The sequence below is a fragment of the Streptomyces sp. DSM 40868 genome (assembly GCF_011820545.1).
GTDB classification, from domain to species: domain Bacteria; phylum Actinomycetota; class Actinomycetes; order Streptomycetales; family Streptomycetaceae; genus Streptomyces; species Streptomyces eurythermus.
Map to the genome: position 1 here is coordinate 3,253,086 of NZ_CP050504.1, position 14,639 is coordinate 3,267,724.

The 14,639-nt window shown below is 70.0% G+C and carries 11 protein-coding genes; 1 reads left to right on the plus strand and 10 read right to left on the minus strand.

Annotated elements, in window-relative coordinates; translation table 11 throughout:
• Positions 1-40: 40 nt before the first annotated feature.
• The 9 genes from rodA to HB370_RS14670 form a co-directional block, all read right to left on the minus strand.
• On the minus strand, positions 41-1,237 hold the full coding sequence (gene rodA, locus HB370_RS14630) for a rod shape-determining protein RodA (RefSeq protein ID WP_030790440.1): 1,197 nt from the start codon (positions 1,235-1,237) through the stop codon (positions 41-43).
• Positions 1,234-3,492, minus strand: a complete 2,259-nt coding sequence (gene mrdA / locus HB370_RS14635) for a penicillin-binding protein 2 (protein WP_030790437.1) — start codon at positions 3,490-3,492, stop codon at positions 1,234-1,236. Before mrdA ends, rodA begins: the two co-directional genes overlap by 4 nt.
• Before the next feature lie 188 nt (positions 3,493-3,680).
• Positions 3,681-4,358 carry a rod shape-determining protein MreD gene (gene mreD / locus HB370_RS14640; protein WP_030790434.1) on the minus strand — a complete coding sequence of 226 codons (678 nt, stop codon included), beginning with the start codon at positions 4,356-4,358 and terminating at the stop codon, positions 3,681-3,683.
• Positions 4,359-4,370: 12 nt separating this feature from the next.
• Entirely contained in the window at positions 4,371-5,345 is a 975-nt protein-coding gene (gene mreC, locus HB370_RS14645) for a rod shape-determining protein MreC (RefSeq protein WP_030790431.1), read from the minus strand.
• A gap of 167 nt (positions 5,346-5,512) precedes the next feature.
• Positions 5,513-6,532: a rod shape-determining protein gene (locus HB370_RS14650; protein WP_030790429.1), complete on the minus strand. Its 1,020-nt coding sequence runs from the start codon at positions 6,530-6,532 to the stop codon at positions 5,513-5,515.
• A 287-nt stretch (positions 6,533-6,819) separates the two neighbouring features.
• On the minus strand, positions 6,820-7,233 hold the full coding sequence (gene ndk / locus HB370_RS14655; RefSeq protein WP_030790425.1) for a nucleoside-diphosphate kinase: 414 nt from the start codon (positions 7,231-7,233) through the stop codon (positions 6,820-6,822).
• Between the two features lie 66 nt (positions 7,234-7,299).
• Positions 7,300-7,662, minus strand: coding sequence for a DUF4233 domain-containing protein (locus tag HB370_RS14660; RefSeq protein ID WP_030790422.1), 363 nt, complete (start codon positions 7,660-7,662; stop codon positions 7,300-7,302).
• A gap of 8 nt (positions 7,663-7,670) precedes the next feature.
• Positions 7,671-9,182 carry a folylpolyglutamate synthase/dihydrofolate synthase family protein gene (locus tag HB370_RS14665; RefSeq protein ID WP_030790419.1) on the minus strand — a complete coding sequence of 504 codons (1,512 nt, stop codon included), beginning with the start codon at positions 9,180-9,182 and terminating at the stop codon, positions 7,671-7,673.
• 181 nt (positions 9,183-9,363) lie between these two features.
• Positions 9,364-11,988 carry a valine--tRNA ligase gene (locus HB370_RS14670; protein WP_030790416.1) on the minus strand — a complete coding sequence of 875 codons (2,625 nt, stop codon included), beginning with the start codon at positions 11,986-11,988 and terminating at the stop codon, positions 9,364-9,366.
• A 137-nt stretch (positions 11,989-12,125) separates the two neighbouring features.
• Here HB370_RS14670 and HB370_RS14675 point away from each other — a divergent pair, with 137 nt between their 5' ends.
• Positions 12,126-13,109 carry a membrane protein gene (locus HB370_RS14675; RefSeq protein ID WP_030790414.1) on the plus strand — a complete coding sequence of 328 codons (984 nt, stop codon included), beginning with the start codon at positions 12,126-12,128 and terminating at the stop codon, positions 13,107-13,109.
• A 73-nt stretch (positions 13,110-13,182) separates the two neighbouring features.
• Here the strand turns inward: HB370_RS14675 and clpX are convergent, their stop codons facing one another.
• Positions 13,183-14,469 carry an ATP-dependent Clp protease ATP-binding subunit ClpX gene (clpX, locus tag HB370_RS14680; RefSeq protein WP_014672712.1) on the minus strand — a complete coding sequence of 429 codons (1,287 nt, stop codon included), beginning with the start codon at positions 14,467-14,469 and terminating at the stop codon, positions 13,183-13,185.
• Positions 14,470-14,639: the final 170 nt, after the last annotated feature.

Sequence of the window (14,639 nt, forward strand, 5' to 3'; positions counted from 1 at the left end):
GGCGGCGCCGCTCCGGCAGAGGGCACCGCCGCCGGGAGGCTCACGCCGACATCGGCCGCTGCACCTTGATCGACTGGAGCAGTCCCACGGCCACCCACACGGCGAACATCGAGGAGCCGCCGTACGACACGAACGGCAGGGGCAGACCGGTGACCGGCATGATGCCGAGGGTCATGCCGATGTTCTCGAAGGACTGGAAGGCGAACCAGGCGACGATCCCGGCGGCCACGATCGTCCCGTACAGCTCGGTCGAGTCGCGCGCTATCCGGCAGGCGCGCCACAGCAGCAGCCCGAGCAGGAAGATGATGAACCCGGCGCCGACGAAGCCCAGCTCCTCCCCCGCGACCGTGAACACGAAGTCCGTCTGCTGCTCGGGCACGAACTGCCCGGTGGTCTGCGAGCCGTGGAAGAGCCCGGCACCCGTCAGGCCGCCGGAACCGATGGCGATGCGGGCCTGGTTGGTGTTGTAGCCGACGCCCGAGGGGTCCAGGTCCGGGTTGGCGAAGGCCGCGAACCGGTTGATCTGGTACTCGTCCAGGATGTGCAGCTGCCAGATCGCCACACAGCCGATCACCCCGGCGGCGAGCAGCCCGAACACCCAGCGGTTGGAGGAGCCGGAGGCGAGCAGCACGCCCAGGATGATCGCCACCATGGCCAGCACCGAGCCGAGGTCGGGCATCAGCAGCAGGATCATGATGGGTACGGCGGCCAGGCACAGCGACTGGAACACCGTGCGGTGGTCGGGGTACGGCTTGTCGCCCGCGTCCACCCGCGCCGCCAGCAGCATGGCCATGCCCAGGATGATCGAGATCTTCATGAACTCGGCCGGCTGGAGCGAGAAACCGCCGATGACCAGCCAGTTGCGCTGGCCGTTGATCGTCGCCCCGAGCGGGGTGAGGACGACCAGGGCGAGGAGCACCGACAGGCCGTAGAGGATCGGCACGGCGTTGCGCAGGGCGCGGTGGCCGAGCCAGACCGTGGCGGTCATCAGGGCGATCCCGATGCCGAGGTTCATCAGGTGCCGCAGGAGGAAGAAGTACGGGTCGCCCTGGTTCAGCTCGGTGCGGTTGCGGGTCGCCGAGTACACCAGCAGCGAGCCCAGCAGGGACAGCGCGGTGGCCGCGAACAGGATCGGCCAGTCCAGCCGGCGGGTGAGCGAGTCGCGCGCGAAGAGCCTGGTCCAGCCGGGCCGTTCGGGGCCGTAGCGGGAGACGGAGAAGCTGTTCGTGCCGGTCATGAGGGCATCCTCCGGCTTCCCCGGGCCCGGTGCCCGCGGCGCCGCCTGCGGGTGTCGCGGTTGCCGGTCGTGGGCGACGGCGTGGTGCCCGCGGGCTGCTGGTCGTCGCCGTTGGTCGGATTGTCCTTCTGGGCGGTCTCGGTGTCCTTCGCCGGATCGCCGGTGATCTTCGGGGCGGCGATGGTGCCGTCCGTGCGGACCTTGGGCAGGCCCTTCTGCGGCTCGGGCAGCAGCGCCTTCTTCTCATCGATGGAGCCGTCGCCCCGGACGCCGTAGAGCGCGCTGTAGATGTTGCGCACGGCCTCACCGGAGGCGCCGGAACCCGTACCGGCCTGGGCGATCGTCATGATCACCGTGTAGTCCTCGGAGTAGGTGGCCAGCCAGGACGTGGTCTGCTTGCCGTAGACCTCCGCCGTACCGGTCTTGCCGTGCAGCGGGATCTCGTCCTGGGGCCAGCCGCCGAACTTCCAGGCCGCCGTACCGCGGGTGATGACGCCCGCGAAGGCGTCGTCCATGCCCTTGAGGGTGGCCTGGCTGACCGGGAGCCTCCCGCGCTTCTTCGGCTTGATCTCCCGCACGGTCTTGCCGTCGGGGCTGATGACCGCCTTGCCGATGGTCGGCTGGTACATCGTGCCGCCGTTGGCGACGGCGCCGTAGATCACGGCCTCCTGGATCGGCGTGACGAGCGTGTCGCCCTGGCCGATGGAGTAGTTGATCGAGTCACCCTCGCGCATCTTGTTGCCTTCGAGGCAGTTCTCGTAGGCGATCTTCTCGACGTACGAGCCGTCCTTCTTGCCGGTCTTGCACCAGGCGTCCTTGTTGGCCTCCCAGTACGCCTGCTTCCAGCGGCGGTCGGGGACGCGGCCGGTGACCTCGTTGGGCAGGTCGATGCCGGTCTCCTTGCCGAGGCCGAACTGGTGGGCGGCCTTGTAGAAGTAGTCCTTCGGGCGGCCCTTGGGGTTGCTGCCGCCGTCCTTCTTCCACTCCTTGTCGGCCAGGTAGTAGAAGACGGTGTCGCAGGAGACCTCCAGGGCGCGGCCCAGCGAGATGGGGCCGAAGTTCTCGCCCTCGAAGTTCTTGAAGACCTGGCTGCCCACCGAGTAGGAGCTGGTGCACGGGTAGCGCCCGTCGAAGGGGTAGCCGGCCTCGACGGCGGCGGCCGTGGAGATCACCTTGAACGTCGAACCGGGCGCGGCCTGACCCTGTATGGCCCGGTTCAGCAGCGGGTAGTCGGAGTCCTTGCCGGTGAGGGCCTGATAGTCCTTGGCGGAGATGCCGCCGACCCAGACGTTCGGGTCGTAGGTCGGCGCGGAGGCCATCGCGACGATCCGGCCGGTCTTGGCCTCCATCACGACCACGGCACCGGAGTCGGCCTTGTAGTTGGTGCCGGTGATCTTGTCGTACTGCTGGCGGGCGGCCTTCATCGCCTTGTCCAGCTCGTACTCCGCGACCCGCTGGACGCGGGAGTCGATGCTGGTCACCAGGTTCGAACCGGGCTCGGCCGCGTCCGACTCGGCCTTGCCGATGACCCGGCCGAGGTTGTCGACCTCGTAGCGGGTGACGCCGGCCTTGCCGCGCAGCACCTTGTCGTACGTGCGCTCCAGGCCGGAGCGGCCGACCATGTCGGAGCGCAGATACGGCGAGTCGGTGTCCTTGGCCTTCTGGATCTCCTCGTCGGTGACGGGCGAGAGATAGCCGAGCACCTGCGCGGTGTTGGACTTGCCCGGGCCCGGGTAGCGGCGCACGGCCTCGGGTTCGGCGGTGACGCCGGGGAAGTCCTCGGAGCGCTCGCGGATCTGCAGGGCCTGCTTGGGCGTGGCCTCGTCGGTGATCGGGATCGGCTGGTACGGCGAGCCGTTCCAGCAGGGCCGGGGGGTCTTGGCGTCGCACAGCCGGACCTTCTGCATGACCTCCGTCGGGCTCATGCCGAGGACGCCGGCCAGCTTGGTGAGGACGGCCTTGCCGCCGTCCTTCTGCCGGGTCAGGTCGGTGCGGGAGGCGGAGACCACCAGCCGCGTCTCGTTGTCCGCGAGGGGCACGCCCCGGGCGTCCAGGATGTCCCCGCGCACGGCGGGCTGGACCACCTGCTGGACGTGGTTGCCGGACGCCTCCTTCTGGTACTCCGCGCCCTCACGGATCTGGAGGTACCACAACCGGCCGCCGAGCGTGCCGAGGAGGGAGAGGACGAGGATCTGGATCACGACGAGCCGGATCTGGACCCGCGGGGTCCGACCGGTCTCGGGAATGTTGGTCACTGCGGCTGTCTCCCCCTCTCAGTGCGCGGACGTCCGCGCGCGGACGTCGGTGCGTGCCATGGGCGTACGGGGTGCCCGGGCGGGAACCCGCCGCTCCCGTACGCATGATGAACGACCGGCCTGTGAACTGGCGTTCCAGGAGAGCCGACCCGTTCGAGTGAACCTGCCGGGTGCGAACCCTTCGCCGCTCACAGCCGCTTGACCCCCTTGATGCGGCCGACCCGGGCGGAGCGGGTGCGGGCCTTGGCCTTCAGCGCGCCGAGGCCGCCGCGCCGGTCGCCGACGCGCAGGCCGGTGCCGGAGGACAGCCAGCCGGAGGAGATGTCACCGGCCTTGGCGGCGGGCCCGGTCTCGGTGAGCGGGTCGTTGTCGGCGCGGCGGGCCAGCCACATCACCCCGGGCACCACGAACGGGGCGAGCAGCAGGTCGTACAGGGCAGCCGAGAACAGCAGCCCGGGCAGGCCGACGTGGCGGGCGGCGGTGTCGCCGACCAGCGCGCCCACCCCGGCGTAGAGCAGGGTGGAGCCGACGGCGGCGGCGACCACGACGGCCATCGGCCCGGTCGCCGACTTCAGCCGGCCGTTCTCCGGCCGGATGAGACCGGCGAAGTAGCCGGTGACGCACAGCACGAGCGCGTAGCGGCCGGCGGCGTGGTCGGCGGGCGGGGCCAGGTCGGCGAGCAGACCGGCGCCGAACCCGACGAGGGCGCCGCCCACATGGCCGTACACCATCGCCAGGCCGAGGACGGTGAGCAGCAGCAGATCGGGCACCGCGCCCGGCAGATGCAGCCGGGCCAGGACGCTCACCTGGATGACCAGGGCCACCACGACCAGCGCGCTGGAGAGCAGGATCCGGTTGACACGCATGGGATTCGGCTCCTACTGCTGCTCGTCGCTGGCGGTGTCGGTGTCGGTGTTGCCGTTGGTGTCCGGGTCGGGGGCGCCGGCCGACGGGGACACCGTGACGGTCACGGTCGGCGTCGGCACCGGCTTCGGCTTGGCCGGGAGCACGGTGTCCCGCGGGTCCTTCTTGGGGCCCTGCACGACCACACCGACGATGTCGAGCTTGGTGAAACCGACGTACGGGGTGACGTACAGGGTGCGGGTGAGGCCGCCGCCGGAGGGGTCGACGCGGGAGACCACGCCGACCGGGACGCCGGGCACGAACGGCTTGTCGGCCTCCGAGCCGAAGGTGACGAGCCGGTCGCCCTTCTTCACCTCCGCCTTGCCGTTGAGCAGTTCCACGCGCAGCGGGCGGTCCCCCTGGCCGGAGGCGAAGCCGAGTTCGTCGTTGCCCTCTATGCGGGTGCCGACGGTGAAGTCCGGGTCGTTGGCGAGCAGCACGGTGGAGGTGCTGGGGCCGACGGTGGTGACCCGGCCGACGAGGCCGTCCCCGTTGAGGACGGTCATGTCCCGCTTGATGCCGTCGTCGGCGCCCGCGTCGATGGTGATGGTCCAGGAGAAGCCCTGCGCCGACCCGATGGCGATGACCTGGGCGCCCTTGATGGCGTACTGCCCCTCACCGGCGATCTTCATCAGCTTGTCGAGCTGCTCGAGGCGGCTGCGGTTGCGGTCGTCGCTGCCGAGCTTGGCCTTGAGGGCCGCGTTCTCCTTCTCCAGCGCGGCCAGCCGGTCGTGCCGGGTGCCCGAGTCACGGACGGCGGAGACGGCGTCGCCGACCGGGTCGACCACACCGGACAACCCGTCCTCGACCGGGCCGAAGACCGCCGCGGCGGCGTGCCGGGCACCGTCGACCGGGGAGTTCCGCCCTCCTCGGATGTCCACCGTGATCAGCGCGAACGCGATGGCGACCAACAGGACCAGGAGCAGCCGGCTCTCTTTCGTGTCCCTCACGTGCGGCGGCCGTGCCCTTCCTCAAGTAGGAATTCGGCGGGCCCTTGGGAAAACGCGAATGACGCCGCGCAAACCGAAGAGGCCCAATAGGGGGAGCGTATGCCTCTATATCAACGATCCGCCGCACGAGAGGAGAACGTCTCGTACGGCGGAATGGAGGAGCGACGTCATCGGCGCGGCTGGGCGTCCAGAACCTGCTGGAGCGCCTCGAACTCCTCGACGCACTTCCCGGAGCCGAGCGCGACGCTGTCCAGCGGGTCCTCGGCGATGTGGATCGGCATGCCGGTCTCCCGCCGCAGCCGCTCGTCCAGCCCGCGCAGCAGCGCTCCGCCGCCGGTCAGAACGATTCCCCGGTCCATGATGTCGCCGGAGAGCTCCGGCGGGCACTTGTCGAGGGTGGTCTTCACCGCGTCCACGATCGCGTTGACCGGCTCCTCGATGGCCTTGCGGACCTCGGCCGCCGAGATGACGACCGTCTTCGGCAGCCCGGACACCAGGTCGCGGCCGCGGACCTCGGTGTGCTCGTCGGTGTCCAGGTCGTAGGCCGAACCGATCGTGATCTTGATCTGCTCGGCGGTGCGCTCGCCCAGCAGAAGGCTGTACTCCTTCTTGATGTACTGGATGATCGCGTTGTCCAGTTCGTCCCCCGCGACGCGGATGGACTGGGCGGTGACGATCCCGCCGAGCGAGATGACCGCGACCTCCGTGGTGCCGCCGCCGATGTCCACCACCATGTTGCCCGTGGCCTCGTGCACCGGCAGACCGGAGCCGATGGCGGCGGCCATGGGCTCCTCGATGATGTGCACCTGGCGGGCTCCGGCCTGGGAGGACGCCTCGATGACCGCGCGGCGCTCGACTCCCGTGATGCCCGAGGGCACGCAGACCACGACCCGCGGCCGGGCCAGGTACCGCCGCTTGTGGATCTTCAGGATGAAGTAGCGGAGCATCCGCTCGGTGATCTCGAAGTCGGCGATCACACCGTCCTTCAGCGGACGCACGGCCACGATGTTGCCCGGCGTCCGGCCGATCATCTTCTTGGCTTCCGAACCCACCGCCAGGATCCCACCCGTGTTGGTGTTGATCGCCACGACGGACGGCTCGTTCAGTACGATTCCGCGACCCCTGACGTACACCAGCGTGTTGGCGGTCCCGAGGTCGACAGCCATGTCACGGCCGATGAACGACATTGAGTTCCCCATCCGGATTCATCTGGCCTCCCTGCGCTTTTGAGGGCATGTCAGGTAGGCGAGGCGGGTGCTGTGACGTGAAGGCTTCCATCGTAAACGCGCCGCCACGAACACTGCGCGAGGGTCTCCGCCATTGTCACCAGATGGCGTGCCGCCCCGCTTGTGGAGACGGGCGTTCGGGGGCGCGCGTTCCCTCAAATGCGTGGGCCGTGCGGTGGAGCCCGGACGAAGGGTGCGAGAAAAGGCCCGGGACCGCGCCCGGACCTTCTCCGCCGCCGCCGTGGGCCTTACGCGCGGCCGGGGAAGAAGATCTTCACCTCGCGCTCGGCGGACTCCTCCGAGTCCGAGGCGTGGATCAGGTTCTCGCGGACGATCACGCCGAAGTCACCGCGGATCGAGCCGGGCGCGGCGGCGATCGGGTCCGTCGGGCCGGCCAGCTGACGCACGCCCTCGATCACCCGCTCGCCCTCCACGATCAGCGCGACGACCGGACCGGAGGACATGAACTCCACCAGCGGCTCGTAGAACGGCTTGCCCACGTGCTCGGCGTAGTGCTGCTCCAGCGTGGCACGGTCCAGGGTGCGCAGCTCCAGCGCGGTGATCTGCCAGCCGGCCTTGCGCTCGATACGGCCGATGATCTCACCGGTCAGCCCACGGCGGACGGCGTCGGGCTTGAGGAGGACAAGGGTGCGCTGGCTCACGAGGGGGCTCCTTACACGACTTACGGGTGCGGTGGCACGAGGTTACAGGGCGTGCCGGGGCATCCGTCACGCAGCGTCAGCCGGGGAGGACGACGACCGCGCCCCCGCCGCGAAGCGGGCCTTCGCCTCGTCCACCTTTCTCCCGAAGTGCACCGACGCCCACCACAGCGCCGCGAAGACCGCGCCCATGAAGTACATGGTCGGCACGAAGACGCCGGAGGCGATCAGGGCGAGCTGCAGGGCCCAGCCGAGGGCCACCCCGCCCGGGCGGGTCACCATGCCGCACAGCAGCACACACAGCAGCATGGCGATGCCGCTGACCAGCCACACCGTCGACGTGGCCAGGTCGGGGTCCTTCATGGCGACCAGCCCGGCGAAGCCGATGATGAAGAACTCGCCGATCAGGGTCGACGCACAGAGCGTACGCATCTCGTCTCTCAGCCCTTCCCCAGCAGCAGCCGGGCCTCGCCGACCGTGATGACGGAACCGGTGACCAGCACACCGCCGCCCGCGAACTCGCCCTCCTCCTCGGCCAGCGTGATCGCGGCCTCCAGGGCGTCCGGCAGCCGCGGCTCGACCTGCACCCGCTCGTCGCCGAACACCTCGACGGCGACCGCGGCCAGCTCGTCCACGTCCATGGCGCGGTGGCTGGAGTTCCGGGTGACGACGACCTCGGCGAAGATCGGCTCGAACGCCTCCAGCAGCCCCCGCACGTCCTTGTCCCCGCTCGCGCCCACGACACCGATCAGCCGGCTGAAGTCGAACGCCTCCCGCACCGCCTCCGCGGTGGCCTCGGCACCCGCCGGGTTGTGCGCCGCGTCCAGCACGACCGTCGGGGAGCGCCGGACGACCTCCAGACGGCCCGGGGAGGACACGGCCGCGAACGCCTTGCGCACGGTGTCGATGTCCAGCGGCTCCGCGCGCTGGGCGCCGACGCCGAAGAACGCCTCCACGGCGGCGAGCGCGACGGCCGCGTTGTGCGCCTGGTGGGCGCCGTGCAGCGGGAGGTAGACCTCCGGGTACTCGCCGCCGAGGCCGCGCAGGGTCAGCAGCTGCCCGCCGACGGCGACCTGCCGGGCGGTCACGCCGAACTCCAGCCCCTCGCGGGCGACCGTGGCGTCCACCTCGACGGCCTTCTTCAGCAGCACCTGCGCCGCGTCCACCGGCTGCTGGGCCAGGATGACGGTCGCGTCCTGCTTGATGATGCCGCTCTTCTCGCCGGCGATCTCCGCGGTGGTCCCGCCGAGCCGGTCGGTGTGGTCCAGCCCGATGGGCGTCACGACGGCCACGTCACCGTCGATGACGTTGGTGGCGTCCCAGGAGCCGCCCATGCCGACCTCGACGACGGCGACGTCCACGGGCGCGTCGGCGAAGGCGGCGTACGCCATGCCGGTGAGGACCTCGAAGAAGGAGAGCCGGTACTCCTGCTGTCCGTCCACCATCTCGACGTACGGCTTGATGTCCTGGTACGTCTCGACGAACCGCTCGGCGGAGATCGGGGCGCCGTCCAGGCTGATCCGCTCGGTGATCGACTGCACGTGCGGGCTGGTGTACCGCCCGGTGCGCAGCTCGAAGGCGCCGAGCAGGGCCTCGATCATGCGGGCGGTGGACGTCTTGCCGTTCGTGCCCGTGATGTGGATCGAGGGGTACGAGCGCTGGGGCTCGCCGAGGACGTCCATCAGCGCGGCGATCCTCGTGACCGAGGGCTCCAGCTTGGTCTCGCCCCAGCGGGTGGCCAGCTCGGCCTCGACCTCGCGCAGCGCCTTGTCGACCTCGGGGTCCTCCGGGCGCGCGGGTACGTCGGCCTGCGGCGGTCCGCCCTGGGTGCGCAGGGTGCGGCTGCCGGCCTCGATCACCGCGAGGTCGGGGTCGCGGGTGGTCTCGGCTTCGATGATCTCCTCGAAGCTGTCGAGGGGGTCGGGCTGGTCGGTACCGTTCGGGTCGCTCACGGTGCCCAGTCTACGGAGACCGGCTGACAAAGGGTGCGGTGGCTCGGCGCGCCTGTGGAAAGGGGTGGCGGGGGTCGGGCGGGTGCGGGCTCCGGTCGCTCCTCGCGCAGTTCCCCGCGCCCCTGACGGGGCACGCGAAAGCCCCCGGCGCTCACCGGCACCGGGGGCTTTCGTACGGGAGTCACGCCTGCGGCAGCTTCTCCAGCTGGGCGGTGATGCGGGCGATGTCCTCGTCCGCCTTGGCCAGGCGGGTGCGGATCTTGTCCACGACGTGGTCCGGGGCCTTGGCGAGGAACGCCTCGTTGCCGAGCTTGGCCTCGGCCTGCTGGCGCTCCTTCTGGGCCGCCGCCAGGTCCTTCGCCAGACGCTTGCGCTCCGCGGCGACGTCGATCGTGCCGGAGAGGTCGAGCGCGACCTCCGCGCCCGCCACCGGCAGGGTCGCCGTGGCCGTGAAGGACTCGCCCTCGGGCTGGAGCCGCAGCAGCTGGCGGATGGCCGCCTCGTGCGGGGCGAGGGCCGTGCCGTCGAGGGTCAGCCGGGCCGGGACCCGCTGGCCGGGCTGGAGGCCCTGGTCGGCGCGGAAGCGGCGGACCTCGGTGATGACCGACTGGAGGGTGGAGATCTCCTGCTCGGCCGCCGCGTCCCGGAAGCCGCTGTCGGCCGGCCAGTCGGCGATCACGACCGACTCGCCGCCGGTCAGCGTGGTCCACAGGGTCTCCGTGACGAACGGGACCACCGGGTGCAGCAGCCGCAGCGTGACGTCGAGGACCTCGCCGAGGACCCGCTTACTGACCTCGGCCTGCTCGCCGCCCGCCTGGAAGACGGTCTTGGACAGCTCCACGTACCAGTCGAAGACCTCGTCCCACGCGAAGTGGAAGAGGGCGTCGGAGAGCTTGGCGAACTGGAAGTCGTCGTAGTAGGCGTCGACTTCGGCGACGACCGAGTTCAGGCGGGAGAGGATCCAGCGGTCGGTCGCGGACATCTTCGCCGGGTCCGGCAGCGGGCCCTGGACCGTCGCGCCGTTCATCAGCGCGAAGCGGGTCGCGTTCCAGATCTTGTTGGCGAAGTTGCGCGAGCCCTGGACCCAGTCCTCGCCGATCGGCACGTCCACGCCCGGGTTGGCGCCGCGGGCCAGGGTGAAGCGCAGGGCGTCGGAGCCGTACTTGTCCATCCAGTCCAGCGGGTTGACCGCGTTGCCGAAGGACTTCGACATCTTCTTGCCGAACTGGTCGCGGACCATGCCGTGCAGGGCGATGGTGTGGAACGGCGGGGTGCCGTCCATCGCGTACAGGCCGAACATCATCATCCGGGCGACCCAGAAGAAGAGGATGTCGTAGCCGGTGACCAGGACGGAGTTCGGGTAGAACTTCGCGAGCGACTCGGTCCGCTCGGGCCAGCCGAGGGTGGAGAACGGCCACAGGCCGGAGGAGAACCAGGTGTCGAGGACGTCGGTGTCCTGGTGCCAGCCCTCGCCGCTCGGCGGCTCCTCGTCGGGGCCGACGCAGACGACCTCGCCGTTCGGGCCGTACCAGACCGGGATGCGGTGGCCCCACCACAGCTGGCGCGAGATGCACCAGTCGTGGAGGTTGTCGACCCAGTCGAAGTACCGCTTCTCCATCTCCTGCGGATGGATCTTGACCTTGCCGTCGCGGACGGCGTCGCCGGCGGCCTTGGCCAGCGGGCCGACCTTCACCCACCACTGCATGGACAGGCGCGGCTCGATGGTGGTCTTGCAGCGCGAGCAGTGGCCGACGGAGTGGACGTAGGGCCGCTTCTCGGCGACGATCCGGCCCTCGGCGCGCAGCGCGCCGACGATCGCCGAGCGGGCCTCCAGGCGGTCCATTCCCTGGAAGGGACCGTGGACGGTGATGACGGCGTGCTCGTCCATCACCGTGATGGACGGCAGGTCGTGGCGCTGGCCGATCTCGAAGTCGTTCGGGTCGTGGGCCGGGGTGACCTTGACGGCGCCCGTGCCGAACTCGGGGTCGACGTGGGTGTCGGCGACGACCGGGATGGAGCGGTCGGTCAGCGGGAGCCGGATGAGCTTGCCGACGAGGTGCTTGTAGCGCTCGTCGTCGGGGTGCACGGCGACGGCCGTGTCACCGAGCATCGTCTCGGCGCGGGTGGTGGCCACGACGATGGAGTCCTCCCCGTCGCCGTAGCGCATGGAGACCAGCTCGCCGTCGTCGTCCTGGTACTCGACCTCGATGTCCGAGATGGCCGTCAGACAGCGCGGGCACCAGTTGATGATGCGCTCGGCGCGGTAGATCAGCTCGTCGTCGTAGAGCTTCTTGAAGATGGTCTGGACGGCCTGGGACAGGCCCTCGTCCATGGTGAAGCGCTCACGGGACCAGGCGACGCCGTCGCCGAGGCGGCGCATCTGGCCGCTGATCTGGCCGCCGGACTCGGCCTTCCACTGCCAGACGCGCTCCACGAAGGCCTCGCGGCCCAGGTCGTGGCGGGACTTGCCCTCCTTGGCCAGCTCGCGCTCGACCACGTTCTGCGTGGCGATGCCGGCGTGGTCCATGCCGGGCTGCCACAGCGTCTCGTAGCCCTGCATGCGCTTGCGACGGGTGAGCGCGTCGATCAGGGTGTGCTCGAAGGCGTGCCCGAGGTGCAGGCTGCCCGTGACGTTCGGCGGCGGGATGACGATGGTGTACGGCGGCTTGTCGCTCTTGGCGTCCGCGTCGAAGTAACCCCGCTCTACCCAGCGCTCGTACAACGGCCCCTCTACGTCGGCCGGCGCGTACTGGGTCGGCAGTTCGGTGTCGGGCGCTGGGGGCTGCTGCTGAGCGTTGTCGGTCACGGTGGTCAGTTTAGAGGTGTCACGGGGCGGTCCCGAAACGCGCGTGTTCTGTAACGGTGCGGCCCCCGGTGCCGGGCGTGTCCCGGACCTGGGCCAGGATGTCAGGAACACATAAGCTTCTGGAGGGGAACCCAGGAATGAGCAACAACCAGCCGGGCCCGTACGGCCAGCCGCCCCAGCAGCCGGGACCGTACGGCCAGCCGGGGCAGCCTGGGCCGTACGGCCAGCCGGGCCCCTACGGCCAGCAGCCGCAGGCTCCCCAGCCCGGCTACGGCTACCCCCAGCAGGCCCCTCCGGCGCCGCAGCCCGGATACGGCTACCCGCAGCAGGGCACGCCGCCGCAGGGCGCCCCGGGGGGCATGCCCCCGCAGCCCGGCCCGTACGGCCAGCAGCCGAACCCCTACGGCCAGCAGCCCTACGGCGTCCCGCCGCAGCCGCCGCAGCCGGCCGGCGGGAAGAAGAAGACCGGTCTGATCATCGGCGCGGTGGCCGTGGTGGCCGCACTGGCGGTCGGCGGGTACTTCGTGCTCGGCGGCAGCAGCGGTGGCGGGGTCGCGGACGACGGCCCGCACAAGCTGACGGCGCCGGCGACGGTGCTGACCGAGTACAAGAAGAAGGACGGCGACAGCGACACGATGACCAAGCAGGATCTGAAGGACGCCGAGAAGTGGGGCGTGCACGATCCGAAGGACGTCAGCGCGAAGTACGAGTCCGGCAGCGACGACAACCCGCTGAGCAAGAAGATGATCCAGTTCGGCGGTGTGTACGGCACGATCGACGACCCCGAGAAAACCGTCGACGCGATGTTCGCCTACATGAAGACCAAGGCCCTGGAGGAGAAGGACAGCGAGGTCACCCTGACCGGCGAGCCGAAGGCGTACTCGCCGGCCGGGCTCGACGGCGCGGTCCTCAAGTGCCAGCAGGCCAGCGCCCCCACCGGCGCGAGCAACGGCGGGCCGAAGGACGTGACGATCAGCATCTGCATCTGGGGCGACCACAGCACCCTCGGCCTGGTCATGCCGGTGGACGTCGCCAACCTCGCGGCGGGCCGGAGCAGCGACCCGGCGGCCGACGCGGAGCTCACCGCCAAGTTCCGCGGCGCGGTCCGCGTGAAGGCCTGACGGCTTCCGCTACGGACGAAGGGGCCCCGGTCGGTCGACCGGGGCCCCTTTCCTCACCGTGCGCGTCCGGCGGTCACGCCGTCTTCTGCTCCCCCGAACCCCGGCCGCGGGCGTCGCGCGGGATCAGGGTGGGGTTGACGTTGGAGAGGACCACGTCGGCGGTGATGACCACGCGGGCCACGTCCTTGCGGGACGGCACCTCGTACATCACGCCCTGGAGGACCTCCTCCATGATGGCGCGCAGGCCACGGGCACCGGTCTGGCGGAGGATGGCCTGGTCGGCGATGGCCTCCAGCGCCTCGCGCTCGAAGTCCAGCTCCACGCCGTCGAGTTCGAACAGGCGCTGGTACTGCTTGACCAGGGCGTTGCGCGGCTCGACCAGGATCTTCAGCAGCGCCTCGCGATCCAGGTTGTGCACGGACGTGATCACGGGCAGCCGGCCGATGAACTCGGGGATCATGCCGAACTTGACCAGGTCCTCCGGCATGACGTCCTCGAAGACGTCCTTGGCCTCCAGCTCGCGCTTGGACAGGATCGTCGCGCCGAAGCCGATGCCCTTGGCGCCGGCCCGGGCCTCGATGATCTTCTCCAGGCCCGCGAAGGCACCGCCCACGATGAACAGCACGTTCGTCGTGTCGATCTGGATGAACTCCTGGTGCGGGTGCTTGCGGCCGCCCTGCGGCGGGACCGAGGCCGTCGTGCCCTCCAGGATCTTCAGCAGCGCCTGCTGGACGCCCTCGCCGCTCACGTCCCGGGTGATCGACGGGTTCTCGCTCTTGCGGGCGACCTTGTCGATCTCGTCGATGTAGATGATCCCGGTCTCGGCCTTCTTGACGTCGTAGTCCGCCGCCTGGATCAGCTTCAGCAGGATGTTCTCGACGTCCTCGCCGACATAGCCCGCCTCGGTCAGCGCCGTGGCGTCGGCGATCGCGAACGGGACGTTCAGCATGCGCGCCAGGGTCTGCGCCAGCAGGGTCTTGCCGGAGCCGGTGGGACCGAGCAGCAGGATGTTGGACTTCGCCAGTTCGATCGCGTCGTCCCGGCCGCTCGCGCCGCCGTTCTCGCCCGCCTGGACCCGCTTGTAGTGGTTGTACACCGCGACCGACAGAGCCTTCTTGGCGGCCTCCTGGCCGACCACGTAGCCCTCGAGGAACTCGTAGATCTCGCGCGGCTTGGGCAGCTCCTCCCAGCGCACCTCGCTGGTCTCCGCGAGCTCTTCCTCGATGATCTCGTTACAGAGATCGATGCACTCGTCGCAGATGTACACACCGGGCCCTGCGATGAGCTTCTTGACCTGCTTCTGGCTCTTGCCGCAGAACGAGCACTTGAGCAGATCGCCGCCGTCACCGATGCGTGCCACGGTGTGCTTCCCCTTCGCCTGGGAGACGCCTGGACGTCGTGAGTCCAGCGGCTCCTGGTGCTGCCTTATGTCCGACGGTACCTTGCCGGGCCCGGTGTTCGGGCCCCCCTTGGCAGGGTTCACTTTGCCGTGCGCCGTGCCAAGGGGGGCTCGGAGTGCCGCGTGCCGCG